Source organism: Vreelandella gomseomensis (genome assembly GCF_031451645.1).
GTDB lineage: Bacteria > Pseudomonadota > Gammaproteobacteria > Pseudomonadales > Halomonadaceae > Vreelandella > Vreelandella gomseomensis.
In genome coordinates this window covers 203,833-229,816 of record NZ_JARWAI010000003.1, presented here as the reverse complement: position 1 = coordinate 229,816, position 25,984 = coordinate 203,833, and the positions used below count along the sequence as shown (strand labels likewise).

Below are 25,984 nucleotides of genomic sequence, written 5' to 3'. Positions count from 1 at the left end.
GCAGAACGTCGCAGAGGCTCCAGAGCTTTTGAACGATGTCGTTATGGGTCGTGAATCAACCGATTGGCCTTGCCTGCACGGCAAGGGTGTCAAGAACGTTGCTCGGCGAGTGCGCTGCGCACGTCGACCACGGAGGCGTTGGTGGCCGCCTGAAGCACTGGGCGTGGGAAGAGGCCAGCGTAGGCGGCGGGTTCGGTGTGGTGTGCCGCCAGCCGTGGATGCAACCGATCTTTCAACTGCTGAGCCGTTTCGTGATCGTTCACTCGCTCGTCAAGCGTCTCTAAGAGCGCGCCTTCCAGGCAGGTCGGCGACCAGAGTATCAGGCGAAAACCCTGCTTTCGCGCCTTATCGCGCTGTTGCTGCGTGAGCGGCACATCGGCGTCCAGCACGATAAAGCGCCGGTCGAAGTCCTGGCTATCGTACTTTCTGGCGGCGTTGTCGATGATGTTACCCGGCGAACCGCCGGACTGCTTTTCGATTCTCGGCTTGATGCAGCTCTGCGGTGAGCGAAGCTGTTGGTGCATGTGCTTGATAAAGGCCTGGTCGTCGGCGCCTTCACCCACGATCAAGAGGGTGGTCTGGCTGACCTGGCGCGGTCGTTTTCGGGTGGTGTGTTTTCTAGCCATGGTGCGTTACAGCTCCGGGGTGGCGCCAAGGCCTCCGGCCATGTATTTGGCATACAGATTATCGTCGGCGCGCAGCCCCGTCATATCGTCCAACCGCCAGGCGTCACTCTGCTGATTACGCTTCTCGATCAGATAGATTTGATGCTTTTGCAGCAGGTTCAGCACTTCCGGCGTGTGGCAGGTAAAGATAAGCTGCGCCTGATGAGGGTTGGTGTGTTCAAACTCGAACCATTCCAATAGATGCGGCACCAGGTGCGGGTGCAGATCGTTGTCGATCTCGTCGATCACCGCGACGCCGCCGTTATGCAGCGTGTTCAGGATCGGTTCGAGCAGCACAAAGGCGGACTGGGTGCCGCTTGACTCTTCAAAGAACGAGAGCTCGAAGGAGCGGCCATCCTCGGTGGTGTGAGTGCCAAAGGGGAGGTAGATCTCTTCCTCCTGGCCTGTTTCGTCGAGGACGGGAAGCTTGCGTATCTCGACACTGTCCAAGCCCAGATCAAAGGTGCTCAGTGCCTTGGACATGCGCTTTTGCAGTTCCGGCGCTTTTTGAAAGGACGTCGCTGCACCCACCAGCGCACCATGATGAAAGTGACGCCGCCCATCGCTGACAACGTTGGTTTCGATACGTGAAAAGAAGTCGATAAACGGCTTGGCCGCTTCGACATCATAGCTATGCGCCGCGCTGATCAGCGAGGTGTTTCCCCGCAGCTTTTCCGCCTGCGCTTTGGGAAAGGGGAAACCCTTGTGCTTGAAGCGGTAGCCCTGCTCGCTTCTCTCGCGCTTGAAAAGGTAGCTGAACTGGGTGCTGGTCTTCTCATAGAGCGCTTCGAAGAGCACTTCCTTGGGGGTGAGCTCGAGCTGGTAGCGGTAATCAGTGCCCCCCACCATGAATTCAAGTTCAAAGCGGCTGGGCTCGTTGCCATTGAGCGCATGCCCACTGATAGGGATATCTCGCTCGGGGTCGCTGCCCAAAAAGGAGTTGGCGATAAACCAGCGCAAGAACGCCAGCGGCTTGAGAAAATGGGTCTTACCCGAGCCGTTGGCGCCCACCACTGCGATGGCCTTGTTGTAGCGTTCACCGCCGACGTCGATATCGTACCCCGAAGGCGTTGGCTTCTTGCCCAGGGCAAAGTCGATGACGGTGTCGTCGGCAAAGCTATAGAAATTTTTGAAGATCAGATTTTTAATCATATTCAGCGATAACCAACGAAATTTCGTTGATTCTGCGCTTTCATTTTGTCTTGTTCAAGCGTCTATTAGCCTGCTGACGGCCACATCGCCTCGTTGAGTTCTTCCAGCACGTTATCCAGCTGTTCGCTGAGCACCTTGACCAGCTACTTGGCCAGACGCTGCAGCCACTTGCGCTGGTTGGCGTTCCAGGCGTGCTGGGTGAGGATAGTATCCATGGCCTCGGCCACGCGAGGCTCTCTTTGTTTGGCACTCGAACCGCTTGGCCGACGAGGCGGGGGCGAGCGGTCATTCAAGTCAAACCTACCTTAGCGGGCGGCGCGGTGGAACCGCGTACTACCAGCCGGGGAGGGAAGTTCTGGTGGGCAATGGCCTGCTCGGGCTGGTCGATAAGCGCGGTGATCAGTTGAACCCCATAATTGGCCATCTCTTCCACCGGGGCGTGGATCGTGGTCAGGCTAGGCACCATGTGGCGTGCGTACATCTCATCGTCGTAACCCACCACCGATATATCGTGGGGTAGCGCATAGCCCTGCGCGCGCAGGGCGCCCATGGCGCTGATGGCCATCTCGTCGTTGCCGGTAACGAGGCCGGTAAAGGCCACGCCGCGTTCATGGAGCGTCCTGACGCCAGCGGCACCGCTGGCTTCGGTGAAGTTGCCTTCCACAACGGCCCCCTCCGGCACGTCCAGACCGGCTTCGTCCATGGCGCGTTGAAACCCGGCCAGGCGGTGGTGAGCGTCCTGCTTGAACAGCGAGCCGGTCAAGCACGCAATCCGCTGATGGCCCAGGTCGATCAGATGCCGTGTGGCGAGATAGCCGCCAAGGACGTTGTCCGCCACGACACACTGGTCGGCCAGCGCGTCGACGTGGCGGTTGAGCACCACCAGCGGTACCCGGTCGGCCAGCTTGCCCAGCGCGGCGTCGCTCATGCCGTCGGCGTGGACGAGCAGGCCGTCGCAGCGCTTGCTGAGCAGGAAGTGAATGGCGGCCTGCTCCTGTTCCGCATCGCTCTGGCCGGAAGCGACGATGAGCGACATCTGCCTGTCACGTAGCGTCGTTTCCACCGTGGTGAGTAGCCGCCCGATGAAGGGGCCTGCCAGGTGGGAGATCAATAGCCCTACGCTGAAAGATCGATTGAAGGCCAATGAGCGCGCGAAGGCGTTGGGGGCGTAGTCGAGCGTTGCCATGGCGCGTTCGACGCGCCGACGGGTCTGTTCGTTGACCGGCGCATCGCCCGTCATAACCCGCGATACGGTGGCGACCGATACGCCTGCCTTTTTCGCCACATCACGAATGTTTGCCATGAGGCTCCCTGTTGTTGTCACCAGGCCGAAGTATGCCGCTCATCGAGATGAGTCGCTATCGACAAAAGGTGTATACCTGTCGACGGGGGCTGCTACTAGCATGTAACCAGTTACTTATGTAACGCGTTACATGGTGGGGAGTGATTTATGCTGACACGACAAGAAAAACTAAGCTTTGGCATCGGGGATTTTGCCTTCGCGTTCACCTGGGCCTCCATATCGCTTTATCTGATGTATTTCTATACCGATGTGTTCGGCATCAACCCCGCGCTGGTGGGGACGCTATTTCTTGCCGCACGGCTCTGGGATGCGATTACCGATCCGCTAGTGGGCGTGCTTAGCGACCGGACGCGCACCCGGTTTGGCCGCCTGAGGCCCTATCTGTTGTGGTTTTCGCTGCCGCTGGGGGTGTTACTGTGGCTGACCTTTACCACGCCTGAGCTCAGTCCAGCGGCCAAGGTGGCGTATGCCTTTGCGACCTACATGCTGCTGATGGGGTTTTACACGCTGGTCAATATTCCCTATTCGGCACTGCCGGTATCGATGACGACCGATAATCAGGAGCGACGGGATCTCAGCAATCTGCGCATGATCTGTTCGTATGCCGCTTTCGTCGGGTTGAGCTACGCCACCCTGCCGCTGGTCCACTGGTTGGGAGGCGGCGACGACGCCCTGGGGTTTTCGCGGGTGTTCGCGCTGTACGGCACGATCACGTTCGGGGTGTTGATGCTTACCTTCAAGGGTGTCAAGGAGCACCACACCGAGGGTGAAAGCGCGGGTAACCCGCTGACCAGCTTTAAAGACGTCGCAAAGACCAAACCCTTCTGGCTGATGTTCGCGACCTGCACGTTGATTTTTACCCTGATGCTGATGCCCGACTCGGTGGCGGTCTACTTCTTCAAGTATTACCTGGGTGATGAAGAGGGCGTCTCGCTCTTTCTGGCCTGTGGCTATCTGGCATTGATCGCCGGTGTACTGATCAACCAGTTCGTCTTGAATCGCTTCTGCAAGCGCAGCGTCATGCTCTGGACCAATTTGGGATACGCGGTGGCGCTGGTGGGCTTTTTCTTTGCAGCCGACATGGCGGCGCCGATCTACTTTGGGGCTTTCATGCTGATCAAGCTGCTTTCCGGCATCGTGGCCGCCACCATGTGGGCGATGGTGGCCGATATTGCCGACTACGTGGAGTATCGCTCGGGGCGTCGGGCAACCGGCGCCTCGACCAGCGCCGTGACCTTCAGCCATAAATTTGGCATGAGCGTCGGCGGGCTGTTGACCGGCACCCTGTTCAGCGTTTTTGGCTATGTGGCCAACGCTGAACAGAGCGACGCCGTGTTGCTGCTGCTGAAGTCCATGATGAGCGTGCTGCCGGCGGTCGGTGCGCTGGGCGTGTTTGGCCTGATGCTGCGCTATCCGCTGAGCGACGCCGTCATGGCCAAGGTAAGGCGGCAAAAGCCGACCACCAACTGAGCGCGTTTGGCCGAGCCGTCGTCGGCCAACCCTGAATGAGCAACAGCGCGACCCACCACTGCAAGGAAAAGGAGCCGTCCATGCGTCCGATCAATGAAACGCTTGCCGCGATGACCCTCGAAGAGAAAGCCGCCCTCTGTTCGGGTCAAGATTTCTGGACAACCCGTGCCATCGAGCATCTCGATGTTCCTGCCCTTATGCTCTCCGATGGCCCCCATGGCCTGCGCAAGCAGCCCGATGGCCCCGGCGCCGACCATGCCGGGCTGCTGGATAGTGTACCGGCGACGTGCTTTCCCACCGCAGCGGGTCTGGCAAGCTCCTGGGATACGGCGCTACTGACCACCCTGGGCGAAGCGCTGGGCGACGAGGCACAGAGCGAGGGCGTGGATGTGGTGCTGGGGCCGGGCACCAATATCAAGCGCTCACCGCTGTGCGGGCGTAACTTCGAGTACTTCTCGGAAGATCCGCTGCTTTCCTCCCGGCTTGCCAGCGCGCATATTCAGGGCGTGCAGGCGAAGGGCGTGGGCGCATCGCTCAAGCACTTTGCGGCCAACAACCAGGAACACCGGCGTATGTCGGTGGATGCGCGTATCGATGAGCGCGCCCTGCGCGAAATTTACCTGGCGAGCTTCGAAGAGGCCGTCAAGCAGGCCGAACCCTGGACGGTGATGTGCGCCTATAACCGTGTCAACGGCCCCTACTGCAGTGAACATGCGCGGCTATTGAGCGAGATACTGCGCGAGGAGTGGGGGTTTGACGGCGTCGTGGTGTCGGACTGGGGCGCGGTCAACGAGCGCGTGGCCGGACTTGAGGCGGGTTTGGAGCTGGAAATGCCGGGCAGCGGCGACACCCGCACCCGGGAGATTGTCGCGGCGGTGGAACAGGGGCGTCTCGACGAGGCGGTGCTGGATCGAGCTGTGGAGCGTTTGCTGAGGCTGATTCAACGAACGTCGACACGGCGCCGTCCCGAGTCCCGCGTCGATCTCGACGACCACCACCAGCTTGCCCGGCGCATTGCCCGTGAGTCCATGGTGCTGCTCAAGAATGAGGGTGCGCTGCCGTTGGCTGCCGGTCAGCGCGTGGCGGTAATCGGCGAGTTTGCCGCCCGGCCCCGTTTTCAGGGCGGCGGCAGCTCCCACGTCAACCCGTACCGGGTCGACACGCCGTTGGATGCCATGCAGGCCCGCGGCGAGCAGGTGGATTATGCCCAGGGCGTTGCCATCGACCGGGACGATATCGATCAGGCGCTGCTCGATGAGGCGGTTAAATGTGCGCAAAACGCCGAGGTCGCGGTGCTGTTTCTTGGCCTGCCTGAGCGTTATGAGTCAGAGGGTTATGACCGTCAGCACCTCGATATGCCCGCCAACCAGCATGCGCTGATCGAGGCGGTGCACGCGGTTCAGCCCAATATCGTGGTGGTGCTGGCCAACGGCTCGCCGGTGACGATGCCCTGGCTTGCCAAGGCGTCCGCCGTGCTGGAAGCCTACCTGGGTGGCCAGGCGATGGGGGTGGCCGTCACCGACCTGTTGTTTGGCGATTCTTCGCCCTGCGGCAAGCTCGCCGAGACCTTCCCTCAGCGCCTGGAAGACACGCCTTGCCATCTGGACTTTCCCGGCACCGGGGACGTGGTCAATTACAGCGAGGGCATCTTTGTCGGCTACCGTTATGTTGAGGCGAAACGGATGGCGCCGCTGTTTCCCTTCGGTCACGGGCTGAGTTATACCACCTTCGAGTACCAGGACCTGACGCTGTCGAGCCGGGCCATGAGCGCCGATGAAACGCTAGAGGTGCAGGTAGCGGTAACCAATACGGGCCGGCGGGCAGGGAAAGAGATCGTTCAGCTTTATATCAGCGACCATTCCCGGACCTTGCCGGTCGCGCCCAAGGCGCTGCGCCACTTCGCCAAGGTGTATCTCGTGCCGGGCGCGTCGACCACGCTGCGTTTCACACTCTCCCGGCGTGACTTCGCCTATTTTGATGTCGAACGCAATGCTTGGCGGGTGCCGAGCGGCCAGTTCGTGGTGCGAATAGGTGCCTCGTCCGCGGATATCCGGCTTAGCCAGTCGCTGCAGGTGCGCGGTGATGCCCCCACCGTGCCGCATCTGGACCGCAATACCCTGGTAGGCGACCTCGAGGGCTTTCCGGCCCTCAAGCAAACCCTGCGCGATGAGCTGGCGTCACTTGCCAGCCAGAGCCCGCTACTCACGGCATTGGCCGAGGAGCCAGCGGATGAAGCACAAGGCGATGAGATGATCGCTGCCATGCTGCGCTATATGCCGCTGCGCTCGCTGGTGGCGTTCACCGCAGGGGCCTTAGACGAGACCCGGCTCGACCGGCTCGTGGCGCGTCTTCGTCAGAGGGCTTGAGGCCAATGAACATTATCACAAGGCGTTGTCTTGCATCCGCAGCGATGGCGGGTGTGTTGGGCTGGTCGGTGAGCGCCCAGGCAAGCGTTACCGCCTTTGACGTGCAGGCAGTCACGGAGGCCTATCCAGAGCACGGCGATAGCCGGGTTGCCGGCTACGAAAAGATTGAAGCGGTGGCGTACTTTGCCGTGAATCCGGATTCGCCAAGGGCCAGCAAGGTAGTGGATATCGATCGGGTACCGGTCAATGAGCAAGGTGAGGTCGTCTTCAGCACCGACGTCGTCATACTCCGCCCGAAGGCTCAGGGCACAGGAATGCTGATGTATGACATACCCAATCGAGGCCGCAACTTGATGTTCCCGCTCATGAACCTGTCCGCGCCCGATGAGGCGTTTAGCGTTCAGGATCCGGGTGACGGTTTCTTGATGCGCCAGGGCGACACCATGGTGTGGAGCGGATGGCAAACGCATTTGGGCGATAAACGAATAGCGTTGAAGCTCCCAGTGGCCGACGGGGTGGCGGGCATGTCCCGGGAAGAATTTATCTTTGATAACCATGAACCGGTCAGCGTGGCGACGCTCTCGTACCCGGCCGCCAACCAGCAGAGGGAAGCGGCGAGCCTGACGGTGCGACCCACGCCCGATGCGCCAAGGCAGGTGCTGGAAGGTCTGTCGTTTCGATACCTGGATGATACGCACATCGAGATTGTGCGGCCTGAGAGCATGGATGGCGGCGCGATATATGAATTTATCTACCCTGCTCGAGACGCTGAGCCGAGCGGGTTAGGCATGCTGGCGACCAGTGACCTCGTTTCTTTTCTGCGCGGGTCGCCCGGGCATGATGTGCCATCGCCGCTGGACGATATCGCGCACACGATGGCGCTGGGGATTTCTCAGTCGGGGCGTTTTCTGCGCGACTTGATTTACCAGGGCTATAATGCGGATGCATCGGGCAACCGTGTTTTTGACGGCGCCATGGTGCACATCGCGGGGTCAAGAAAGACCTTCACCAACTATCGTTTCGCCCAGCCCGGAAGGTTCTCACGGCAGCACGAAGATCACGATGCGCCTGGCGATCAATTCCCCTTCAGCTATGTCGAGACAGAGGATCCCTACAGCGGTCGCCGCGATAGTATCCTGGCAGCCTGTCGACAAACCGAGACATGCCCCAGGCTGATGCATACCGACACCTCCGCCGAATTCTGGCAGGCACGGGCTTCCCTGGTATCAACCTCGCCGCAAGGGCAGCCGTTACGCATGCCGGATGACGTCAGGCTTTACTTCTTCTCTGGCGCGCCTCATTTCAATGCCTGGGGCGCCCAGTCAACGACCAACGACATATGTCAGTACCCGACTAACCCTCTCAGCGTCGCGCCCAGCATGCGGGCACTGATCCGCGCGATGCAGGCATGGGTGATGAATGACCAGCCACCTCCCGCAAGCCACTATCCAGGGTTGGCGGGTGACGACACCCTGGTTGCCCCGGGCGCTCTAGACCTGCCTGCCTTTTACGAAGAGGTGCCTGAACCGCCGATCAATACACTGCTGGCCCGCCGCCATGACGTGCTGCCGCCGTCGTCGGGTGGTTCTGCATATAGCCTCAGCGTTCCCCGCGTCGACGAAGATGGCATCGACCTTGGGGGGATCCGTCAGCCTTATGTGGCGGCGCCGCTGGGTAGCTATCTGGGGTGGAACCTGCGTGATGAGGGATATGCCAAAGGCCAGCTATGTAACTTGGCGGGCAGCTTCATTGCCTTTGGCAACGACACCCCCCGCGATCCCAGAACACCGGTACGCGAGCGCTATCCCACGGCGCAGGCGTATCGAGAGGCGTTGAACACGTCAATTGAGGGACTCGTCGAAGAGGGGCTGATGCTTGACGCGGATCGTTCCTGGGTGCTGGAACAAGCGCCCCGGTGGTGACTGGGTCGCTCGGTGGCGTGGGATCTGCCCATAGCGTTTAGGGCGAGTTGACCACTTCGGTGTCGACGGTGCTCGTCGGTGTCTATCTTTTGCAGAGTACCGTCACAGAGGCCACCCCATGCCCACCCTTCGTCACATGATAGTGAACCTGCTCCTCGTGCTACTGGGCGCGCTGCCGCTCGGTGTTCAGGCCAACGAGGCCATCTGGCAGGCGCTCGAGGAGGGTGGCCTGGTGATGCTGATGCGCCATGCGCTGGCGCCGGGCATCGGCGACCCGCCCGGGTTCGAACGTGGCCGCTGCGAAACCCAGCGCAACCTATCTGAGGAGGGGCGTGCCCAGGCGCGGGCGATTGGTGAGGCGTTTCGCGAGCGGGATATCCCCATCGGGGCGGTGTACGCGTCGCGCTGGTGTCGGGCGCTGGATACCGCCGAGCTCATGGAACTGGGCGACGTCGAGCCTGCGCCGTGGCTGGACTCGTTCTTTCGCGGACGCGGTGATCGGGACGTCATCACCCAAGCCGCCCGCGAGCAGATAGTCGCCTGGGAAAAGTCAGGCAATATGCTGCTGGTAACCCATCAGGTGAATATCTCGGCGCTGGCCGGGCGCGGCGTGGGCTCGGGCGAGATGGTGGTGGTGCGCCCGGCTGCGGATGGGCTGGAGGTGGTGGGACGACTGGACGTTCGCGCGCCGTAGCCGGTTCCTAGCAATTTCCTTCAATGAAACGAGGCAAATTATTCGCTCCTCATGGGGGCGTTGAGGTTTTACGCTGGGGGATATTAATAAGGAGATGGTTATGTCCTCGAATAGCACCCAGCAAGCGCGTCATGTCATCGCCCAGCACCCGGCCAGGCGCGACGATATCGGCGATCTGGTCACCCGGCGGCCCTTGCCGGGGCCGCAGCTCGAGCAGCTCGATCCGTTTCTGTTTCTTAACCACCACGGCCCCCAGACGTATCCGGCCCATAACCAGGGCCTGCCGTTCGGCCCACACCCGCACCGGGGCTTCGAGACGGTTACCTTTATTCTGGAAGGCTCATTGGCCCACGCGGATAGCACTAAGCATCAGAGCGTGATCCACGCGGGCGGCGTGCAGTGGATGACGGCGGGCAGCGGCATCGTGCATGCGGAAATTTCGCCGGAGGAGTTTCTGCGCGACGGCGGCCCGTTGGAGATCCTCCAGCTGTGGGTCAACCTGCCGTCGCGCCTGAAGATGAGCGAGCCGCGCTACGTCGGCCTGCAGCAGCCGGACATACCGGCCATCGCGTTGCCGGGCGGCGGCGAGCTGAACCTGATTGCCGGGCAGTGGCAGGAGAGCACCGGCCCTATCGACACGCTGACCGGCGTTTTCATGTCCACGCTGCTGCTGCCGGCCGGTGGCCACGAACAGTTACCCGTGGCGCCGGGGCGGCAGGTATTTCTCTACGTGGTAAGCGGCGAGGTCACGGTGGGCGGCTCCGCCATCAAGCCGCACCACCTGATCGAAGTGGATCGCGATGGTGACAGCCTCGATATCGACGCCGACAGCGACGCGCGCCTGCTGTTTGGCCACGGCGAGGTGATCGATGAGCCGGTGGTGTCCCACGGGCCTTTTGTGATGTCGAGCCGTGAAGAGATCGTTCAGGCGGTGGAGGACTACCAGAACGGCAAATTTGGCGGCCTCGATGCCTGACGGGCGCGTCAGCAGCCTGAACGACGTTTGGCGCTCCAATCCGCTTCGGGCGGACGCACGCCGTGGTGGCCGCGATAGTCGGGCGGCGTCGACGGCGACCAGCCCTCCAGAAGCTTGTCATCGAGCGCGTAAATCTCGATGCCGATAGGGTGGCAGGTGGCCAGTAGGTCGTCGTCGGTGGCGTCGCTGCCCCATAGATCCACCGAAAGATCGCCGCCCGGGCAGCAGGAAAGCGCACAGAGCAGGTCGATTTCGGCAAACAGCTCCAGATAGTCGCCTGCTTGTGCGGGGCAGGCTTTCATGAAGTACTGGTCCTGTTCGTTCAGGCCGGTGCACTGGAAGACGTTGAGCACGTCGTGGATATCGAATTCGGTGAGACCGAACGGCGCCACGGCCCGGGTCAGGTTGGAGTGGCAGTGGAAGTCGAAATCCTCACCGGTCAGCAAATGGTTCACGTAGGGGTCGCAGCGCGTCCCTAGTAGATCGTGAACGCGCCCGCCGTCCTCGTCGATACCGTAGTGTTCGAGCGTGTCGGCGGTGATGGTGGCCATGGGGCGCAGATAGGGGAGGGTCGACCATAGGCGGTCGTGGACGCTGACGTGGGCGCGCTGCAGTTGGCGAGTGCGCGAGGCCCAGAAGCGCTCGCGAGGGTTGTGCAGCGACCAGAGGTTGAAATCGCCCACCTGAGGGCCCTGGCGGGTACAGATGCGCATCACGTGACCGGCGGGCACTTTCCAGGCGCGCGCGTCGCGAATCGGCACCTCCAGCGTCTCTACCAGCCTTCGCTGATCCGTGGCGTTGGCAATACGGTTGTAGAACGCCGGGTCAACGCTCAGGGGAGAGCCAGGTTTGGCGCGGTAGGCGGGGGCTGGGTTGGCCATGGTGAGTGACTCCTTGAAATGGCGATAAAGCGAGCACCGGGTGCTCAACGGCGGCGTCCCTACAGCGGTTCGCCACGATAGTAGTGCCACAGGAACAGCGAGCCCACGCTGCGCCAGGGCGACCAGTGTTCGACCAGTTGGCGCGCCTGCTTGGGCGTGGGTTTGTCGTCCATGCCTTTCAAGCGACCCAGCGCCACGCGCAGGGCGAGGTCGTCGGCGGGGAAGATGTCCGGGCGCTGAAGCGAAAACATCAGGTAGATCTCGGCGCTCCAGCGGCCGAAGCCGCGCAGCTGGGTGATGGCGGCAATCGCCTCGTCGTCGCTGAGCGCGGCGAGACCATCGGCGCTGAACGTCCCGGCCAGTTCCGCCTCGGCCAGCCCCTTGGCGTATTCGATCTTGCGCCAGGAGAGCCCGGCATCGCGCAGCGCCTGCCCCTCCACGTCCATCACGGCCTGGGCGTGCAGTTCGGGCAGCAGCGTGTTGACGCGGCCCATGATGGCGCGGGCGGCCTCGGTGGAAATCTGCTGGCTGACGATGGTAGCGAAGAAGGTTGCAAAGCCCTGGTCGCGCTGGCGTGGGGCCGGGGCGCCCACCAGCGGGTAAGCGCGGCCGATGTCCGGGTCGGCGCTGGCCAGTACCTGCATGGCCTCTTTGATGGTGTCGGGCGTCATGGCAACCTCGCGCGGCTTGATTGTGCCGTATTGTGGACAGACTCGTCGTCAAAGCTCAAATCATGGTCGGGTGGTTGACTAACCATAGGCCATTTCTTCGCGCGCTAATTTTTTTGCCGCGTTATATTTATACTTTCGTCTAGTCCTGCGATCATTCCACTCTAAAGGCCGTTTTGTCAGCGGGTGCCGAGGTACCCGGGGGAGTGTTATGCAGGCATCGTCATCGGGGCTGGCGCGAAATCCGCGGCTGGCCGAATTTTTATTGGCGCTGGGTGGCTTTGGTATCGGCACCAGCGAGTTCGTGATCATGGGGCTGATGAACCGCGTGGCGGGAGACCTGGCGGTCAGCGTGCCCCAGGTGGGCTACGCCATCAGCAGCTACGCGCTGGGCGTGGTGGTCGGTGCGCCGCTGATCTCAGCGCTGGCGGCCCGCGTCCCCAAGCGCGCGCTGCTGATCGCACTGATGCTGGTCTTTGCGCTGGGCAACATTGCCAGCGCCATGGCCCCCGGGTTCTGGTCGTTTGTGGGACTGCGGTTTATCGCCGGGCTGCCCCACGGTGCCTACTTTGGCGTGGCGGCGCTGGTCGCCGCCGGGGCGGTGCCGGTCGACCAGCGCGCGCGGGCCATTGCCCGCGTAATGATGGGCCTGACGGTGGCGATCCTGATCGGTGCGCCGCTGGGCACCTGGGCGGGCAATCTGTTCGGCTGGCAGGTAGCTTTCGGGGCAGTGGGGGGTATTGCGCTGTTCACCGCGTTGTTGATTCGCCTGTGGGTGCCGGTGCAGCCGTTCGATGCCCATGCGAGCCCGCTTCGCGAACTCTCCGCGCTGGTCAAGCAGCGCGTATTGGTCACGGTGGCCATTGCGTGCATCGGCTGCGGCGGCATGTTCGCGATTTTCAGCTACGTGATGCCGACCCTGACGAATCAGGCGGGCATGAGCGAGGCGCTGGGTCCGCTGGTGCTGGTGATTTTCGGGCTGGGCTCGATTGCCGGCAACCTGGTTGGCGGCCGCGCGGCGGATAAAAACCTGATGCGGGCGATTCCTGCCACCCTGGTGTGGTGCGCGGTGATTCAGGGGCTTTTCTACTTTGCGGCCAACAATGTGTGGACCGGGCTGCTGTTCGTGGGGCTGGTGGGCTCCAGCATGGCGCTTGCCCCCGCGCTGCAGACCCGCCTGATGGACGTCGCCGAAGACGCCCAGACCATGGCGGCATCGCTTAACCATGCGGCGTTCAACGGCGCCAACGCATTGGGCGCATGGCTTGCCGGGCTTGTGATCAGCGCGGGTTTCAGCTGGTCGAGCACCGGTCTGGTGGGGACCGGGCTGGCACTGTGCGGGCTGGTGCTGTTTGCCGTTGGCCGCTGGCTGGAAAAACGCTATCCGCCGACCCGGGTGGCGGTTGTGCATTAACGGCAGAGGCTGAAACCGCGCATGCCGAAGTGAAAATGGTCGGCGTGCGCGGCGTTGTAGTCGGGGCCCAGGGTGTTGCCGACGAAATCACAGGCGTCGCGGTCAGTGTCCAGCGCGATCAACGCCACTATCCATAGCGTGCTGCGCATGGTGACGCCCTGTTCTGCGAAACGCTACAGTCACAGCAGCGGGTATGCGATACTGCGTGCCTTTTCTACACGGCTCTGATTGAACGCGTTGTCGTCGCCAACGCTTGAGCCTACTTCGCCAACAAGGGAAGCGCGTATGTCCCAAGGTACACTGTTTATCGTTTCTGCCCCCTCGGGGGCGGGTAAAACCAGCCTGGTACGCGAGCTGATCGAAAGCCTCGACGGTATTCAGGTATCGGTATCGCACACCACCCGCGCCCGGCGCGATGGTGAAGTCGATGGCGTGAACTACCACTTCACCGATACGGCGACCTTCGAGGCGATGATCGAACGCGGCGAGTTCTTTGAGTACGCCAAGGTGTTCGACAACTACTATGGCACCTCCCGGCAGGCGGCTCAAACGGTGCTGGATGCGGGCCAGGACGTGATCCTCGAGATTGACTGGCAGGGCGCGCGCCAGGTGCGCAAACAGATGCCCGAGGCGGTATCGATCTTCATCCTGCCGCCGTCGCGCAGCGAGCTTGAGCGGCGCCTGGCCAGCCGCGGCACCGACGAGCACGCCATCATTGCCCGGCGCATGCGCGACGCGATCAGCGAAATGTCGCACTATGACGAATACGACTACCTGGTGGTCAACGATGACTTCACCACTGCGCTGCGCGAACTTCAGTCGCTGGTCATCAGCCGTCGCCTAACGCGCCCGCTGATGAGCGAACGCCACGCGCCCTTGCTGGCAACGCTCTTGTCACAGGCGCCCGGCGTCGAGTAATCTACACGGTTCTACTACCCTCTTTAGCTGGATCGACCCGTTTGACCCCTTACGGACGCGATCCAGCGTCGTTATTACAGGAAGGCACCCATGGCTCGCGTCACCGTTGAAGACTGTCTTGAAAATGTGGAAAACCGTTTCAAGCTCGTGATGATCTCCACCCAGCGTGCCCGTCAGCTGGCGCGGGGCACCCGTGATTCCCAGCTGGCCTGGGAAAATGACAAGCCCACGGTCTTGGCGCTGCGTGAAATTGCAGCGGGTCTGGTCGATCACACGATACTGGACGAACCGGTCGAAGCGCCCGTTCGCACGCGTCCGGCGATGGCTCCCAGCGCACAAATCGACGACTAGGATTCATGACCGATTAGAGGCGCGGTGAATGTTTACCATTGATGACCTGGCCGACCGACTCGGCGGCTATTTACCCCCCGACGAGATTCAACAGGTCAAACGCGCCTTTTACTACGCCGAACAGGCCCATGATGGTCAGCGGCGGCGCTCCGGCGAGCCTTACGTCACCCACCCGCTGGCGGTGGCCAACATCCTCGCCAACATGCACATGGATCATCAGAGCCTGATGGCCGCCATGCTGCACGACGTGATCGAAGATACGGGGGTGTCGAAAAAAGCCCTGGGCGCGCAGTTCGGCGAGCCGGTGGCCGAGCTGGTCGACGGGGTTTCCAAGCTGACCCAGATCACCTTCGAGGATAAAGCCGTCGCCCAGGCGGAAAATTTCCAGAAGATGGTGCTGGCGATGTCCCGGGATATCCGCGTGATTATCGTCAAGCTTGCCGACCGGCTGCACAACATGCGTACCCTGGGCGCATTGCGCCCCGACAAAAAGCGCCGCATCGCCCGCGAAACCCTGGAAATCTATGCCCGCATTGCCGGACGGCTGGGGATCAACACCATCCGCGTCGAGCTCGAAGACCTTTCCTTTCAGGCGATTCATCCAATGCGCTCCGAGCGCATCAAGCGCGCCGTCTCCAACGCTCGGGGGCATCGGCGTAGCGCCATGCGCGAAGTCCAGGCCACGCTGCAGAAGAGCGTCGATGACGAGGCCCTGAGCGGCACGGTGGTCGGACGCCAGAAGCATCTACTGTCGATCTATCGCAAGATGCGCGACCAGCGCAAACCGTTCGCTGAAATCATGGACGTGTTCGGGTTTCGGATCATCACCGAGGACGTGGCCAGCTGTTATCGCATTTTAGGTGTGGTGCACAACCTTTATAAGCCGGTACCCGGACGCTTCAAGGACTACATCGCCATACCCAAGGCCAACGGGTACCAGAGCCTGCACACCACGTTATTCGGCGCGCGGGGCATGCCCATCGAGGTGCAGATTCGCACTCGGGAAATGGAGGCCATGGCCAACAACGGTATTGCCGCCCATTGGCTCTACAAGGCCGGGCAAACCTCCCACCCTATTGCCGAAGGCAGCCATGCACGGGCGCGTGCCTGGGTCAAGGGGCTGCTCGAGATGCAGCGCCATGCCGGCGATTCGCTCGAGTTCATCGAACACGTCAAGAACGACCTGTTCCCCGACGATATCTACGTGTTCACGCCCAAGGGCGACATCATGGAGCTTCCCCAAGGGGCCACCGTGATTGATTTCGCCTACAGCGTGCACACCGATATCGGCAATAACTGCATCGCTTGCCGGATCGATCGCCATCTGGCGCCGCTTTCCTCCCGCCTGGAAAGCGGCCAGACCCTTGAAATCATCACCGCCCCCGGCGCGCGCCCCAACGTGGCGTGGCTGAATTTTGTCACCACGGCCAAGGCGCGCTCGGCTATCCGCCACGCGCTCAAGCACCAGCAGCACACCGAGGCGGTGATACTCGGGCGGCGGCTGTTGAACAAGGCCCTGGCGCCGTTCAATACCAGCCTCGAGGAGCTGGATCCGGCGGTGCTCAACCGTGCGTTCGAGCCGCTCGACGCGTCCTCGGAAGAGGAACTGCTAGAATCGCTGGGGCTTGGTACCCGCGTGGCTCACGTGGTGGCGCAACGCCTGATGGATGTGGCGGACGGGCATCCAGGCGAACGGGCCAGCGAGGAGGCAGGCCAGAAGTCGGTAGTGATCAGCGGCAGCGAGGGCATGGTGACGAATTTTGCCCGTTGCTGCCATCCGTTGCCTGGCGATGCCGTCGTCGGACATTTATCGGTCGGTAAAGGGCTGGTGGTGCATCGGGCGGAATGCAAGAATCTGGTGGATAGAGACGATCCCGACAAGGTCTTTGCCCTGGAGTGGTCGGCGCATATCGACGAAGATTTCCCGGTGGCGCTGCGTATCGAAATCGAAAGCCGCCGCGGTCTGGTCGCCGAGCTCGCCGGACTGGTCACCGACGCTGACGCCAACATCGAGCGAATCGGTATCGAAGAGCGCGACGCACGCCTGGCGACGGTGAACCTTACCCTGTCGGTAAAAGGCCGCGTTCACCTCGCCCGCATCATGAAACGCATCCGCAACCTGCCCAACGTCGGCAAAATAACCCGCATGGCAAATTAAGCGCCCACCATGGCGTTACGCCAGCCATTGGCTGGCCAGCGTCAGCTATGGCAGCGGCCAAGCTAATCAACGTTGAGTGCATCAAGGAGCAAGAAAGCCAATGAGCAACAAAGCTGTGATCAATACCGACAAGGCGCCGGCCGCCATCGGGCCTTATTCGCAGGCCGTCAAGGCCGGCAATACCGTCTACCTGTCGGGCCAGATCCCTCTCGACCCGGCGACCATGGAGATCGTCTCTGATGATTTCGAGGCTCAGGCCCGGCAGGTATTCACCAACCTGCAGGCGGTGTGCGAAGAAGCCGCGGGCAGCCTTGGCGATATCGTCAAGCTCAACCTCTACCTGGTCGACCTGGATAACTTCGCGATCGTGAACAAGGTCATGGAAGAGTACTTCTCATCGCCGTTTCCGGCCCGCGCGGCAGTAGGCGTGAAAGCGCTGCCCAAGGGCAGTCAGGTGGAAGCCGAAGCCGTCATGGTGATTGGCGACTGACGTCACTACCGCCATGGGCGAGCCGGACGCTCGCTCATGGCGGGGATAGGTTATGCTTTCTGCACCTGCCAGAAGCCGCCTTCTTTCAACACCTGAGCGTAGCCCTCACGAAAGGTGGGATAGCGGAACTGGTAGCCGGTTCCGAGGAGGCGGCGATTATCGCAGCGTTTGCTGGTACGCCGGCGCAGTGGCGACTGCATGGTTTCGGTGGACTCGACCTTTAACTGCTGGGCGATCCAGGCCATCACGTTATGCAGGGTGACCGGCTCGCAATCGCTACCCAGGTAAAGGTCGTCCAGGGGCTGGCCGTTTTCCTGGCAGTGGATCAGGTGGGCCAGAATGCCGGTGCAGTCATCGCGGTGAATGCGGTTGGAGTAGATTACCGGGGTCACCGTGGCTAGCCGTCCTTCGGCGACCTGATGAATCAGCCGGTCGCGGCCGGGGCCGTAAATGCCCGAAAAACGCACCACGGTGCCGGGAATCGGATGGTTGATCAGCGCCTGCTCGGCTTCGCACATCAGCGTGCCGGAGAAGCTGGTCGGCTCCGTGGGGCTTTCCTCGTTGACCACTTCGCCTTCCTGCTGGCCGTAAACGCTGGTCGAGGATACAAAGAAAACCCGGCGCGGCGGGGTGGCGTGCTGCTCCAGAACGCCCAGTACCCGCTTCATGCCGTCCGGATAGGCGCTTTGGTAGGCGCTTTCCTCAAAGTGGTCCGCGCTGACCGTGTAGATGACGTAGTCCGCTTCGGGGAGCGCGCTTGCGCAAGCCCCCTCCAGCGCGTCCAGATCCAGGGCCAGGGGCTCGATGCCGGTGTCCTGCAGCGCGTCGACGTGGCGGCGAACGCCAATTACGCGATGCCCCTCGCCCAGCAGTTCTCGGCCTAGCGTCATGCCGATATCGCCGCAGCCGATAATCAGTACGGTTAGCGTCACCTTGCTTACTCCTGTTGATAAATAATCCCTATTAGATACAAAGTCCCTGATCTACAATTCCTTTATAGAGAAGCTATCGCAGAGACGATACCGTCAGCAGGGTTTGCCTGTCCTTTTCCTTCCCGCTTATTGTCACGCGAGTGAGTCACAAGCTGCTACGAGAGGATGCCACCGGCACCACCATGACTTTAACAGAACTTCGCTACATCGTAACCCTTGCCCAAGAACGCCACTTTGGTCGCGCTGCTGAGCGCTGCCACGTTTCCCAGCCCACGCTGTCGGTGGCCGTCAAAAAGCTGGAGGACGAGCTTGAAACGCCGCTGTTCGAGCGTTCCAAGGCAACGGTTCAGGTCACGCCACTAGGCGAGAAGATCATTGCCCAGGCCCAGCGCGTGCTGGAGCAGAGCAGCCTGATCTTTGACATGGCAAGCGCCGGGAAAGACCAGTTGGCCAACCCGCTGCGCATCGGTGCTATCTACACTATTGGCCCCTATCTGTTTCCACACCTGATCCCTGAGCTGGCTAAGGCCGCACCGCAGATGCCGCTGTATATCGAGGAGGGGTTGACCGGCGCGCTGCGCACCAAGCTGCGCAGCGGCGAGTTGGACGTGATTATCGTGGCCCTGCCGTTCACCGAAACCGACGTCGTCACCAAGCCGATCTACGATGAATCCTTCGAAGTCCTGATGCCCGCCAAGCACCGCTGGGAGTCACGCGAGGCCATCCATAAAGAAGAGCTACTGGAAGAGCGATTGCTGCTGCTGGGCGAGGGACATTGCTTCCGCGACCAGCTGCTGGAAGCCTGCCCGGCGATCACGCAAAAGCTCAACAATCCCAATAACACCCTCATTGCCGAAGGCGGCTCGCTGGAGACGATTCGCCATATGGTAGCCTCGAAACTGGGCATCACCGTGCTGCCCCAGTCGGCGCTGGGCACCGACCAGTACGAAAACGCCATGCTGATCAGCCGTCCGTTCGTGTCGCCTGCACCATCGCGCACGGTCGCCATCGCCTGGCGAGCCAGCTTTCCACGTCCGAAAGCCATCGATGTGCTGGTCAATGCGATCAATCAGTGCCACCGTCCCACCCAGGCGGCGACTGCTGTTTCATGACCACGCTGTCGGCACCGGTCACGGCCCTCAAGGGCGTCGGCGAAGCGCTGGCCCTGAAGCTTGCCCGTCTGGGGATCGAGCAGGTAAGCGATCTGCTGTTCCACTTGCCGCTGCGCTATCAGGATCGCACCCGGCTGACGCCGATTGGCGAACTGCGCGCGGGCAGCGAGGCGGTGATCGAAGGCGAAGTCACCGCCTGCGACGTGGTCAAAGGACGGCGGCGCAGCCTGCTGGTGCGGCTGCGCGATAAAAGCGGCATTCTGAGCCTGCGGTTTTTCCACTTCTCGCCGGCCCAACAGCAGCAGCTGCGCCCCGGTGCCGTGGTGCGTGCCTTCGGCGAAGCCCGCGCCGGGGCCACGGGGCTGGAAATCTATCATCCCGAATACCGCTTGAGCGGCGGCAGCGATACCTCGGTAGATGAGTACTTTACGCCGATCTATCCCACCACCGAGGGGCTTCACCAAACCCGCCTGCGCGCCCTGACCCAGCAGGCGCTGAGGCTGCTTGAAAGCGACCCCGACGCGCTGCCGGAGGTGATTCCCGAGGCGCTGCGCCAGCGCTTTCAGCTACTGGGGCTGCACGCCAGCCTGCAGCTGCTCCACCAGCCGCCGCCCGAGGCGGATATGGAGCAATTGAGCCACGGCCATCACCCGGCAACGCGGCGGTTGGCGGTGGAAGAGCTGCTGGCCCATCAGCTTAGCCTGCGTGAAGTGCGGCTGCGCATCCAGGCCGACGGCGCGCCCGAACTACCGTCCGGGCGTAACCTGCAAGCGCGCTTTCTGGCGCAGCTGCCCTTTGCGCTGACCGGCGCCCAGGGCCGGGTGCTTGACGAAATTGCCCTCGATCTTGCCCGCCCCGCCCCCATGCTGCGTCTCGTTCAGGGGGACGTCGGCTCGGGGAAAACCGTGGTGGCGGCCATGGCGGCGCTCTCGGCGCTGGCGGGGAACTGCCAGGCGGCCATCATGGCGCCCACGGAAATCCTTGCCGAGCAGCACTACCGCTCGTTTAAAGCCTGGTTCGAGCCATTGGGCATCGAAGTGGCCTGGCTGTCCGGCAAGCTCAAGGGCAAGGCACGGCTGGATGCCAAGGCGGCGATTGCCGACGGTCGCGCGCGCATGGTGGTCGGCACCCACGCGCTGTTCCAGGACGACGTTCACTTCCAGTGCCTGGGGCTGGCGATTATCGACGAGCAGCACCGTTTCGGCGTGCACCAGCGCCTGGCGCTGCGTGAAAAAGGCGAAGCGGGCGGGCTGACACCCCATCAGCTGATCATGACCGCCACGCCCATTCCCCGCACGCTGGCCATGAGTGCCTACGCGGATCTGGATGTCTCGGTGATCGATGAACTGCCCCCGGGGCGCACGCCGGTGAAAACCGTGGTGGTGTCCGACGAGCGTCGCCCCGAAGTGGTCGAGCGTATCCGGCGCGCCTGCAGCGAAGGCCGCCAGGCCTACTGGGTATGCACGCTGATCGAAGAATCCGAAGCCCTGCAGTGCCAGGCGGCGGAAGTGACTCGCGACGAGCTGACCGACGCGCTACCGGAGCTGGCCATTGGCCTGGTGCACGGGCGTATGAAGTCCGGCGAAAAAGCCGAGGTGATGGCGGCGTTTAAAGAAGGCGAGCTGGACCTACTGGTCGCGACCACGGTGATCGAGGTGGGCGTGGACGTCCCCAACGCCAGCCTGATGATTATCGAAAACCCCGAACGCCTGGGGCTTTCCCAGTTGCACCAGCTGCGTGGCCGCGTGGGGCGCGGCAGTACCGAGAGCTTCTGCGTACTGCTCTACCACCCGCCGCTTTCCAACACCTCCCGGCAGCGTTTGGCGGTGATGCGCGAAACCACCGACGGTTTCCGCATCGCCGAGAAAGACCTGGAGATTCGCGGCCCCGGCGAAGTCCTCGGCACCCGCCAGACCGGCCTTGCGCAGATGAAAATCGCCGACCTGGAGCGCGATGCTGATTTGCTGGACCAGGTCACCGCCCTGGCTCAGGCGCTCCAGGGCAACAAGGACATCACCACCGTGCTGGTGCGCCGCTGGCTGGGCGAAGCCGCCGGACGTTATGGGCAGGTTTAACTCAAGCTAGGGTCGTCGGCTCCGTTAGTGCTGATAAGACGGCTCGCCGCGTCGCTCAGCGGTGCCAACTGGTTCGCAATCAGGCGTAGTTGGCTCTGGATCGGCCGGTAAAGCGTGACGGCGTTTTCCTCTTTGGGCGGGCCTTGCTCATCGAGCTGCGCGATCAGCGCCTCGGCCTGGGCCGACAGCGGGGTGATGGGCTGGCGGTTTTGTAGCTGCTCGGCGAGTTGGTCGAGCAGTTCGCACATGCGCTTGGCGGCGGGCACGGACGCACTGTCGTCTTCATCGTCCGCCAGCCGGTGGCGGTGCGCGCCCAACGCCGACAGGTGGCTCAGCAGGGTGTTGGAGAGCACCAGAAAACGTAGCCCATCATCGGCATCCTGCTTACGGTAATGGCCCGGTTCGTGAAGCATGTTGGTCAGCAGCGTGGACAGCGCCGCATCGGCATTGTGCGCGTTACGGCGAGCCAGGCGATACGCCAGGTCGTCCTGCTTGCCTTCCTCGTACTGGTGAATGATCTCTTCCAGATAGCGGCGATGGGTGGTCAGTACGTTGGCGGCTTCGCGATTGAGCCGTCGCCCCTGCCAGTCGGGCAGGATGAAGAACACCGCCAGGCCGGCAATCAGGGCGCCGATCAGCGTATCGAACAGGCGAGGCCAGATAAGGTCGAACCCGTCGCCCACCTGGTTGAAGCTGCAAAGTACCAGCAAGGTAATTGAGGCGGTGGCCAGCACATAGCGCTTTTCACGGTTGGCGAAAAACGACACCCCGGCGGCCACGGCGATCATGCTCTGTACCAGCGGGTGAGGAAAGAGGCTGATCGACGCCCAGCCGACCACCAGGCCAAGTATCGTGCCCATGATGCGCTGGGAGAGAAACCGCCGGGTGGTGGCAAAGTTGGGCCGACACACGAACAGCGTGGTCAGCAGTATCCAGAAGCCCTGTTCGGGATTGAGCCAATGCAGCAAGCCGTACCCGATGACCAGCGCGGTACTCAGCCGCACGGCGTGACGAAAGGTGGGGGATCCCAGGTGTAAATTGAGCCGCACGCGCTTCCACGCTTCCAGCAGACTGGAGGGCGAACGGTCAAATAGGGCGCTGTCGCGGCGCTCACTCCTGGCGTCCGGGTTGTGCGCGCTGGCAATCTGGGCTTCCAGGATGGTCAGGTTGTCGGCCAGGGCGTTGAGCGGGTGCATCAGCGGTTGCCATTCAGGTCTTCCCTGGTCGCGCAGGTTAGCGATCGAGGCGCGTAGGTCGGCCAGCGCCTGTTCGCTCTGTTCGTGGCCAAAGGGGCGGTTGAGCAGCAGCGACTTGGCGAGTTGGCGGCAGGCACGGCCCTGCTGATCCAGCAGCCGCTGGCAGCGGAACAGCACGTCATGGTGGAAAAACGCCTCGGTCAGGCTGCTATACGGATAGTGGGTCGAGCTTGCCCGCTCGTGGATATCCTGGGCGATAAAATAGATGCGCAGGTAGCGGTTGAGCTTGCGGTTCCCCCGCTGGCCTTCCAGGCGGCGAAAGATCATCTCCTTGGCCTGGTTCAGCGCGCTCACTACCTTGCCGTTCTGGCGTGCCAGGGCCACCCGCCGGGCTTCGACATCCACGCCGCGAACCGGCTCGAACAGCGCCGACTTGAGGATCAGGAACTCGCCCAGCGCCTTGTAGACCCGTGCCATGCTCTGCTTGACCGGTTGGCGCGAAAACAGCGCGCACCAGATCACCGAAATGACGCCGTACCAGGCGGCCCCTGCCAGCAATAGAAGCTGGCGGTAGGCGACGTCGTCGTCCACCCCGCCGTGCTGTTCGATATTGATCATCGAGTAGATCGACAGGATCAGCGTCCCCGAGGCGATGGTGGCGTAGCGCTGGCCGATGGCGCCGAGCATGATCAGGGTAAAGGTCGACACCGCAAGCCCCAGGGCAAACAGCCAGGGCCAGGGGAACAGCCATTGGACGATGAGCGACGCCGAGGCAAAGCAGGCAAGGGTTACCAGCAGGGCCTGAAAGCGACCCTCCCAGCTGTCGTCGGTTTCCGACAGGGCGCTGGCGATAATGCCCAGAAACAGCGGGATGACCAGCGCCACGTCGCCGGACACCGCGCTGATCAGCAGGGCGCCGCTGAACGCGATGAAGACGCGCAGGCTGTAGGCGAACTTATCCAGCGTCCAAAGACGGCGCAGCGGCAGGGCAAGGGGCATAGGGGGCTCTTCGTCATCGCTATTATTAGACTTTAGTCGTGCCCTTAGTATAAAGGGTTAGGGTAGCGATTGTCTTGCACGGCGGGCGGTTGGCGAGCAACAGGGCCAGGTCATCAAGGGAGAAGGCAGGGTGTCAACGGCGTGGTATGTGAAGACAAGACCCCTCGGGCGTGAAGATTGCCGTCGGGGCCGTCAGCTACAAATACTTGAGCAGTTTCTGCAGCTTGTTCATATCGGCGGAGTCGCCTACCAGGCGAACCTCGCCGTTGATCATGCCGTCGAGGAACGCCTGTTGCGTGGGCTTCTTGAGAATGCCCAACGCGGCTGACTCATCGCGAAAACGCAGCTCAAGATCCAGGTCGACCGGCAGCCCTTTATCCGAGGTGACGCGGTGGGGCGTCATGCGGTAATGGCGGGCTATCCGCAGATCCTCTGTGGCGATGCCCCAGTTCAGGCCGCGCATCTGTTCGAGCTGTTCACGAAAGCGCGGCTTGCGGCGCAGGGCCCGCTTGAGCAAAAGGCCCAGTAGCCACAGCGTCAGCTTAAGTTTCATTACGAGACAGCGTCCTTGAGCGCTTTACCCGGCTTGAAGGCCACGTTCTTGCTGGCCGGAATCTGCAGCGGGGCGCCGGTTTGCGGGTTTTTGCCGGTACGGGCAGCCCGCTCACGAACGGTAAAGGTGCCAAAGCCAATCAGCGCAACGTCTTCGCCCTTGGCAACGCTGTTGGTGATTTCATCGAGAATCACGTTAAGGACCTGGCCCGCTTTGTCTTTGGACAGGTCGGCATTTTCAGCAATGGCGGCTGCAAGTTCAGGTTTACGCATAAGGAAACTCCCTTTGATAATGATGGTGCAGATACACTGTCGTGTTGTTGGTGAGGCCACCGCCGGATTGGCCATGGGTTCAACCAGGCCGTCAGTGCCGCAGCATTTAGCCTAGCAGCGCGGGGGCTGCTCTGGAAAGCTCCACTTTCCTTCTCACGTTGCTGCCTGTCAATGCAAAACCAATCAAACGTCCGTCTTTATCTTCAGCGATTGCCGTCATGTCACGGCCTTCGCCTTCGATCCGCCAGCGTCCCGGCGGCTGGAGGGGCGGGTAGGCCACCACCGGCAGCAGCGGCGTCTTGACGATCACCGGCCAGGCGCCGAAGCGCACCGGCGTGGGCGTGCCTGCTAAGGTGGCGGCGAGGGCGTGAGCACTGGCCTGGAGGGGCTGGACATACATGGCGTTGACGCCGTCGACGCAGGCGGCGTCGCCCAGCGCGTGGATGGCCGGGTGCGAGGTTTGCAGCTGCCGATCGACATGGATACCGTTTGCGGACACGCTGAGTCCGGCGGCTTCCGCAAGGGCGGTGCGCGGCACCAGGCCGGTCGCCATCAACAGCACGTCCACCGTGAGTAGCTCGTCGTTATCCAGCGTCAGCGTGACGTTACCGTCATCGTCGAGCGCCATGGTCTTGAGCGTTCTGCCCAGCGCCAGATGGATGCCCGCCTCGGCAAACGCCTCGCCCAGCGCATGTCCCAGGGGGCCAGGCAGCAGGCGGGGAAGCGGCGCCGCGTCGGGCGCGATAACGCTGACGTCATGGCCGCCGGCGTGCAGGTCATTGGCAAACTCGCAGCCCACCAGGCCCGCGCCGATGACCGCCACGCGGCTAGGCGTTGCCCCCAGCGCACGGTGAAAGCGCCGATAGTCGTCAAGGTTGTTGACGGTAAAGCAGCGCGGTTTGAGCGGGTCGGGAATGGCCATGGGCACGCGGGGTTCGGCGCCGGTGGCCAGCACCAGGCGGTCGTAGCCAAGTGCCTGGCCGTCTGCCAACTGGAGCGATTGATGCGTAGCGTCCAGCCGGCTCACGGTCGTCTGGGTGATCACGCGGGCGTCCAGCGAGGCGGCGAGCTCGTCGGCGCTGCGTTGGGCGAGACGCTCCGGCGGCAGGCGCTTGGCAAAGCCGGTTGATAACAGGGGCTTGCTGTAGTCGTCGCCGCTGTCGGCGCTGATCAGACAGAGGGAGCGTGTATCGCCCTGGCGACGCAGCGCGCGGGCAAGGCCAACGCCCGCCATCCCGGTGCCGACAATCGTGAGTTCAGCGTGTGATGAGGGCATGCAGTGGTCCAAGGGTCAGTGGGACAAAAGCCTTTACGTGGCCCCATGTTACACTAACGCACCGTTAAATTGCCTGGAGGCGCTGGTGTTGCGTCGCTCTGTTTGTTCAGCTCCCGATTTGCCGCGTTGGCGCCCGATTAG

General features: G+C 62.3%; 23 protein-coding genes and 1 pseudogene. 12 read left to right on the top strand and 12 right to left on the bottom strand.

Annotated elements, in window-relative coordinates:
• Positions 1-89 precede the first annotated feature (89 nt).
• The 4 genes from QC815_RS05185 to QC815_RS05170 all read right to left on the bottom strand — a co-directional run bounded on the left by QC815_RS05185 (position 90) and on the right by QC815_RS05170 (position 3,120).
• Positions 90-626, bottom strand: a complete 537-nt coding sequence (locus tag QC815_RS05185; protein ID WP_309767311.1) for a hypothetical protein — start codon at positions 624-626, stop codon at positions 90-92.
• Between the two features lie 6 nt (positions 627-632).
• Positions 633-1,817, bottom strand: coding sequence for an AAA family ATPase (locus QC815_RS05180; protein WP_309767309.1), 1,185 nt, complete (start codon positions 1,815-1,817; stop codon positions 633-635).
• A gap of 143 nt (positions 1,818-1,960) precedes the next feature.
• Positions 1,961-2,110: a type I restriction-modification enzyme R subunit C-terminal domain-containing protein gene (locus QC815_RS05175; protein WP_230445481.1), complete on the bottom strand. Its 150-nt coding sequence runs from the start codon at positions 2,108-2,110 to the stop codon at positions 1,961-1,963.
• Positions 2,107-3,120 (bottom strand): LacI family DNA-binding transcriptional regulator, encoded by a 1,014-nt coding sequence (locus QC815_RS05170; protein ID WP_230445482.1) that lies wholly within the window; start codon positions 3,118-3,120, stop codon positions 2,107-2,109. The genes QC815_RS05175 and QC815_RS05170 overlap by 4 nt, the downstream gene beginning before the upstream one ends.
• A 147-nt stretch (positions 3,121-3,267) precedes the next feature.
• Between QC815_RS05170 and QC815_RS05165 the strand changes: the two genes are divergently transcribed.
• From QC815_RS05165 to QC815_RS05145, 5 genes are all read left to right on the top strand, one after another.
• Positions 3,268-4,590, top strand: a complete 1,323-nt coding sequence (locus tag QC815_RS05165; protein WP_230445483.1) for an MFS transporter — start codon at positions 3,268-3,270, stop codon at positions 4,588-4,590.
• A gap of 80 nt (positions 4,591-4,670) precedes the next feature.
• A complete protein-coding gene (locus QC815_RS05160) occupies positions 4,671-6,956 on the top strand; it encodes a glycoside hydrolase family 3 C-terminal domain-containing protein (protein ID WP_309767305.1) in 2,286 nt (761 codons plus the stop codon).
• Positions 6,957-6,961: 5 nt separating this feature from the next.
• The gene (locus QC815_RS05155) at positions 6,962-8,878 is read left to right on the top strand and encodes an alpha/beta hydrolase domain-containing protein (RefSeq protein WP_309767303.1); all 1,917 of its coding nucleotides are present in this window, start codon (positions 6,962-6,964) and stop codon (positions 8,876-8,878) included.
• Between the two features lie 118 nt (positions 8,879-8,996).
• Positions 8,997-9,572: a histidine phosphatase family protein gene (locus QC815_RS05150; RefSeq protein ID WP_309767301.1), complete on the top strand. Its 576-nt coding sequence runs from the start codon at positions 8,997-8,999 to the stop codon at positions 9,570-9,572.
• Positions 9,573-9,672: 100 nt separating this feature from the next.
• The gene (locus QC815_RS05145; RefSeq protein ID WP_309767299.1) at positions 9,673-10,548 is read left to right on the top strand and encodes a pirin family protein; all 876 of its coding nucleotides are present in this window, start codon (positions 9,673-9,675) and stop codon (positions 10,546-10,548) included.
• 8 nt (positions 10,549-10,556) lie between these two features.
• Here the strand turns inward: QC815_RS05145 and QC815_RS05140 are convergent, their stop codons facing one another.
• A complete protein-coding gene (locus QC815_RS05140) occupies positions 10,557-11,429 on the bottom strand; it encodes an urea carboxylase-associated family protein (protein WP_309767297.1) in 873 nt (290 codons plus the stop codon).
• A 59-nt stretch (positions 11,430-11,488) separates the two neighbouring features.
• A complete protein-coding gene (locus QC815_RS05135) occupies positions 11,489-12,100 on the bottom strand; it encodes a DNA-3-methyladenine glycosylase family protein (protein WP_309767295.1) in 612 nt (203 codons plus the stop codon).
• A gap of 208 nt (positions 12,101-12,308) precedes the next feature.
• Here QC815_RS05135 and QC815_RS05130 point away from each other — a divergent pair, with 208 nt between their 5' ends.
• The gene (locus QC815_RS05130) at positions 12,309-13,511 is read left to right on the top strand and encodes an MFS transporter (RefSeq protein WP_309767293.1); all 1,203 of its coding nucleotides are present in this window, start codon (positions 12,309-12,311) and stop codon (positions 13,509-13,511) included.
• Here the strand turns inward: QC815_RS05130 and QC815_RS05125 are convergent.
• A pseudogene (locus QC815_RS05125) lies at positions 13,508-13,606 on the bottom strand (extensin family protein); the annotation flags it as partial. The gene QC815_RS05130 and the pseudogene QC815_RS05125 sit on opposite strands and share 4 nt — an antisense overlap.
• A gap of 190 nt (positions 13,607-13,796) precedes the next feature.
• Here QC815_RS05125 and gmk point away from each other — a divergent pair.
• The 4 genes from gmk (at position 13,797) to QC815_RS05105 (ending at position 17,428) form a co-directional block, all read left to right on the top strand.
• Positions 13,797-14,429 carry a guanylate kinase gene (gmk, locus tag QC815_RS05120; RefSeq protein ID WP_230445491.1) on the top strand — a complete coding sequence of 211 codons (633 nt, stop codon included), beginning with the start codon at positions 13,797-13,799 and terminating at the stop codon, positions 14,427-14,429.
• A gap of 90 nt (positions 14,430-14,519) precedes the next feature.
• Positions 14,520-14,780 (top strand): DNA-directed RNA polymerase subunit omega, encoded by a 261-nt coding sequence (gene rpoZ, locus QC815_RS05115; RefSeq protein WP_230445492.1) that lies wholly within the window; start codon positions 14,520-14,522, stop codon positions 14,778-14,780.
• Between the two features lie 28 nt (positions 14,781-14,808).
• The gene (locus QC815_RS05110; RefSeq protein ID WP_230445493.1) at positions 14,809-16,938 is read left to right on the top strand and encodes a RelA/SpoT family protein; all 2,130 of its coding nucleotides are present in this window, start codon (positions 14,809-14,811) and stop codon (positions 16,936-16,938) included.
• A 100-nt stretch (positions 16,939-17,038) separates the two neighbouring features.
• Entirely contained in the window at positions 17,039-17,428 is a 390-nt protein-coding gene (locus QC815_RS05105; RefSeq protein ID WP_230445494.1) for a RidA family protein, read from the top strand.
• Positions 17,429-17,478: 50 nt separating this feature from the next.
• Here the strand turns inward: QC815_RS05105 and QC815_RS05100 are convergent, their stop codons facing one another.
• Entirely contained in the window at positions 17,479-18,360 is an 882-nt protein-coding gene (locus QC815_RS05100; protein WP_230445495.1) for an SDR family oxidoreductase, read from the bottom strand.
• A gap of 182 nt (positions 18,361-18,542) precedes the next feature.
• Here QC815_RS05100 and QC815_RS05095 point away from each other — a divergent pair, with 182 nt between their 5' ends.
• The gene (locus QC815_RS05095; RefSeq protein ID WP_230445496.1) at positions 18,543-19,472 is read left to right on the top strand and encodes a hydrogen peroxide-inducible genes activator; all 930 of its coding nucleotides are present in this window, start codon (positions 18,543-18,545) and stop codon (positions 19,470-19,472) included.
• The gene (recG, locus tag QC815_RS05090; RefSeq protein ID WP_230445497.1) at positions 19,469-21,547 is read left to right on the top strand and encodes an ATP-dependent DNA helicase RecG; all 2,079 of its coding nucleotides are present in this window, start codon (positions 19,469-19,471) and stop codon (positions 21,545-21,547) included. The genes QC815_RS05095 and recG overlap by 4 nt, the downstream gene beginning before the upstream one ends.
• On the opposite strand, the gene yccS is transcribed toward recG, so the two are convergent.
• From yccS to QC815_RS05070, 4 genes are all read right to left on the bottom strand, one after another.
• Positions 21,544-23,742, bottom strand: a complete 2,199-nt coding sequence (yccS, locus tag QC815_RS05085; RefSeq protein WP_309767289.1) for a YccS family putative transporter — start codon at positions 23,740-23,742, stop codon at positions 21,544-21,546. The two genes, recG and yccS, sit on opposite strands and share 4 nt — an antisense overlap.
• A gap of 196 nt (positions 23,743-23,938) precedes the next feature.
• A complete protein-coding gene (locus QC815_RS05080; RefSeq protein WP_230445499.1) occupies positions 23,939-24,295 on the bottom strand; it encodes a hypothetical protein in 357 nt (118 codons plus the stop codon).
• Positions 24,295-24,567, bottom strand: coding sequence for an HU family DNA-binding protein (locus QC815_RS05075; protein WP_027337270.1), 273 nt, complete (start codon positions 24,565-24,567; stop codon positions 24,295-24,297). Before QC815_RS05075 ends, QC815_RS05080 begins: the two co-directional genes overlap by 1 nt.
• 106 nt (positions 24,568-24,673) lie before the next feature.
• Entirely contained in the window at positions 24,674-25,843 is a 1,170-nt protein-coding gene (locus QC815_RS05070) for an NAD(P)/FAD-dependent oxidoreductase (protein WP_230445500.1), read from the bottom strand.
• Positions 25,844-25,984: the final 141 nt, after the last annotated feature.

What these genes read in the sequence shown, in the direction of transcription:
- gmk (WP_230445491.1), top strand. Translation starts at nt 13,797, where the DNA reads ATGTCCCAAGGTACACTGTTTATCGTTTCTGCCCCCTCGGGGGCGGGT.
- yccS (WP_309767289.1), bottom strand. Translation starts at nt 23,742, where the DNA reads ATGCCCCTTGCCCTGCCGCTGCGCCGTCTTTGGACGCTGGATAAGTTC.
- QC815_RS05130 (WP_309767293.1), top strand. Translation starts at nt 12,309, where the DNA reads ATGCAGGCATCGTCATCGGGGCTGGCGCGAAATCCGCGGCTGGCCGAA.
- QC815_RS05150 (WP_309767301.1), top strand. Translation starts at nt 8,997, where the DNA reads ATGCCCACCCTTCGTCACATGATAGTGAACCTGCTCCTCGTGCTACTG.
- QC815_RS05070 (WP_230445500.1), bottom strand. Translation starts at nt 25,843, where the DNA reads ATGCCCTCATCACACGCTGAACTCACGATTGTCGGCACCGGGATGGCG.
- QC815_RS05110 (WP_230445493.1), top strand. Translation starts at nt 14,809, where the DNA reads ATGTTTACCATTGATGACCTGGCCGACCGACTCGGCGGCTATTTACCC.
- QC815_RS05180 (WP_309767309.1), bottom strand. Translation starts at nt 1,817, where the DNA reads ATGATTAAAAATCTGATCTTCAAAAATTTCTATAGCTTTGCCGACGAC.
- QC815_RS05105 (WP_230445494.1), top strand. Translation starts at nt 17,039, where the DNA reads ATGAGCAACAAAGCTGTGATCAATACCGACAAGGCGCCGGCCGCCATC.
- QC815_RS05160 (WP_309767305.1), top strand. Translation starts at nt 4,671, where the DNA reads ATGCGTCCGATCAATGAAACGCTTGCCGCGATGACCCTCGAAGAGAAA.
- QC815_RS05155 (WP_309767303.1), top strand. Translation starts at nt 6,962, where the DNA reads ATGAACATTATCACAAGGCGTTGTCTTGCATCCGCAGCGATGGCGGGT.
- QC815_RS05080 (WP_230445499.1), bottom strand. Translation starts at nt 24,295, where the DNA reads ATGAAACTTAAGCTGACGCTGTGGCTACTGGGCCTTTTGCTCAAGCGG.
- QC815_RS05185 (WP_309767311.1), bottom strand. Translation starts at nt 626, where the DNA reads ATGGCTAGAAAACACACCACCCGAAAACGACCGCGCCAGGTCAGCCAG.
- QC815_RS05170 (WP_230445482.1), bottom strand. Translation starts at nt 3,120, where the DNA reads ATGGCAAACATTCGTGATGTGGCGAAAAAGGCAGGCGTATCGGTCGCC.
- QC815_RS05135 (WP_309767295.1), bottom strand. Translation starts at nt 12,100, where the DNA reads ATGACGCCCGACACCATCAAAGAGGCCATGCAGGTACTGGCCAGCGCC.
- QC815_RS05075 (WP_027337270.1), bottom strand. Translation starts at nt 24,567, where the DNA reads ATGCGTAAACCTGAACTTGCAGCCGCCATTGCTGAAAATGCCGACCTG.
- QC815_RS05095 (WP_230445496.1), top strand. Translation starts at nt 18,543, where the DNA reads ATGACTTTAACAGAACTTCGCTACATCGTAACCCTTGCCCAAGAACGC.
- rpoZ (WP_230445492.1), top strand. Translation starts at nt 14,520, where the DNA reads ATGGCTCGCGTCACCGTTGAAGACTGTCTTGAAAATGTGGAAAACCGT.
- QC815_RS05165 (WP_230445483.1), top strand. Translation starts at nt 3,268, where the DNA reads ATGCTGACACGACAAGAAAAACTAAGCTTTGGCATCGGGGATTTTGCC.
- recG (WP_230445497.1), top strand. Translation starts at nt 19,469, where the DNA reads ATGACCACGCTGTCGGCACCGGTCACGGCCCTCAAGGGCGTCGGCGAA.
- QC815_RS05145 (WP_309767299.1), top strand. Translation starts at nt 9,673, where the DNA reads ATGTCCTCGAATAGCACCCAGCAAGCGCGTCATGTCATCGCCCAGCAC.
- QC815_RS05140 (WP_309767297.1), bottom strand. Translation starts at nt 11,429, where the DNA reads ATGGCCAACCCAGCCCCCGCCTACCGCGCCAAACCTGGCTCTCCCCTG.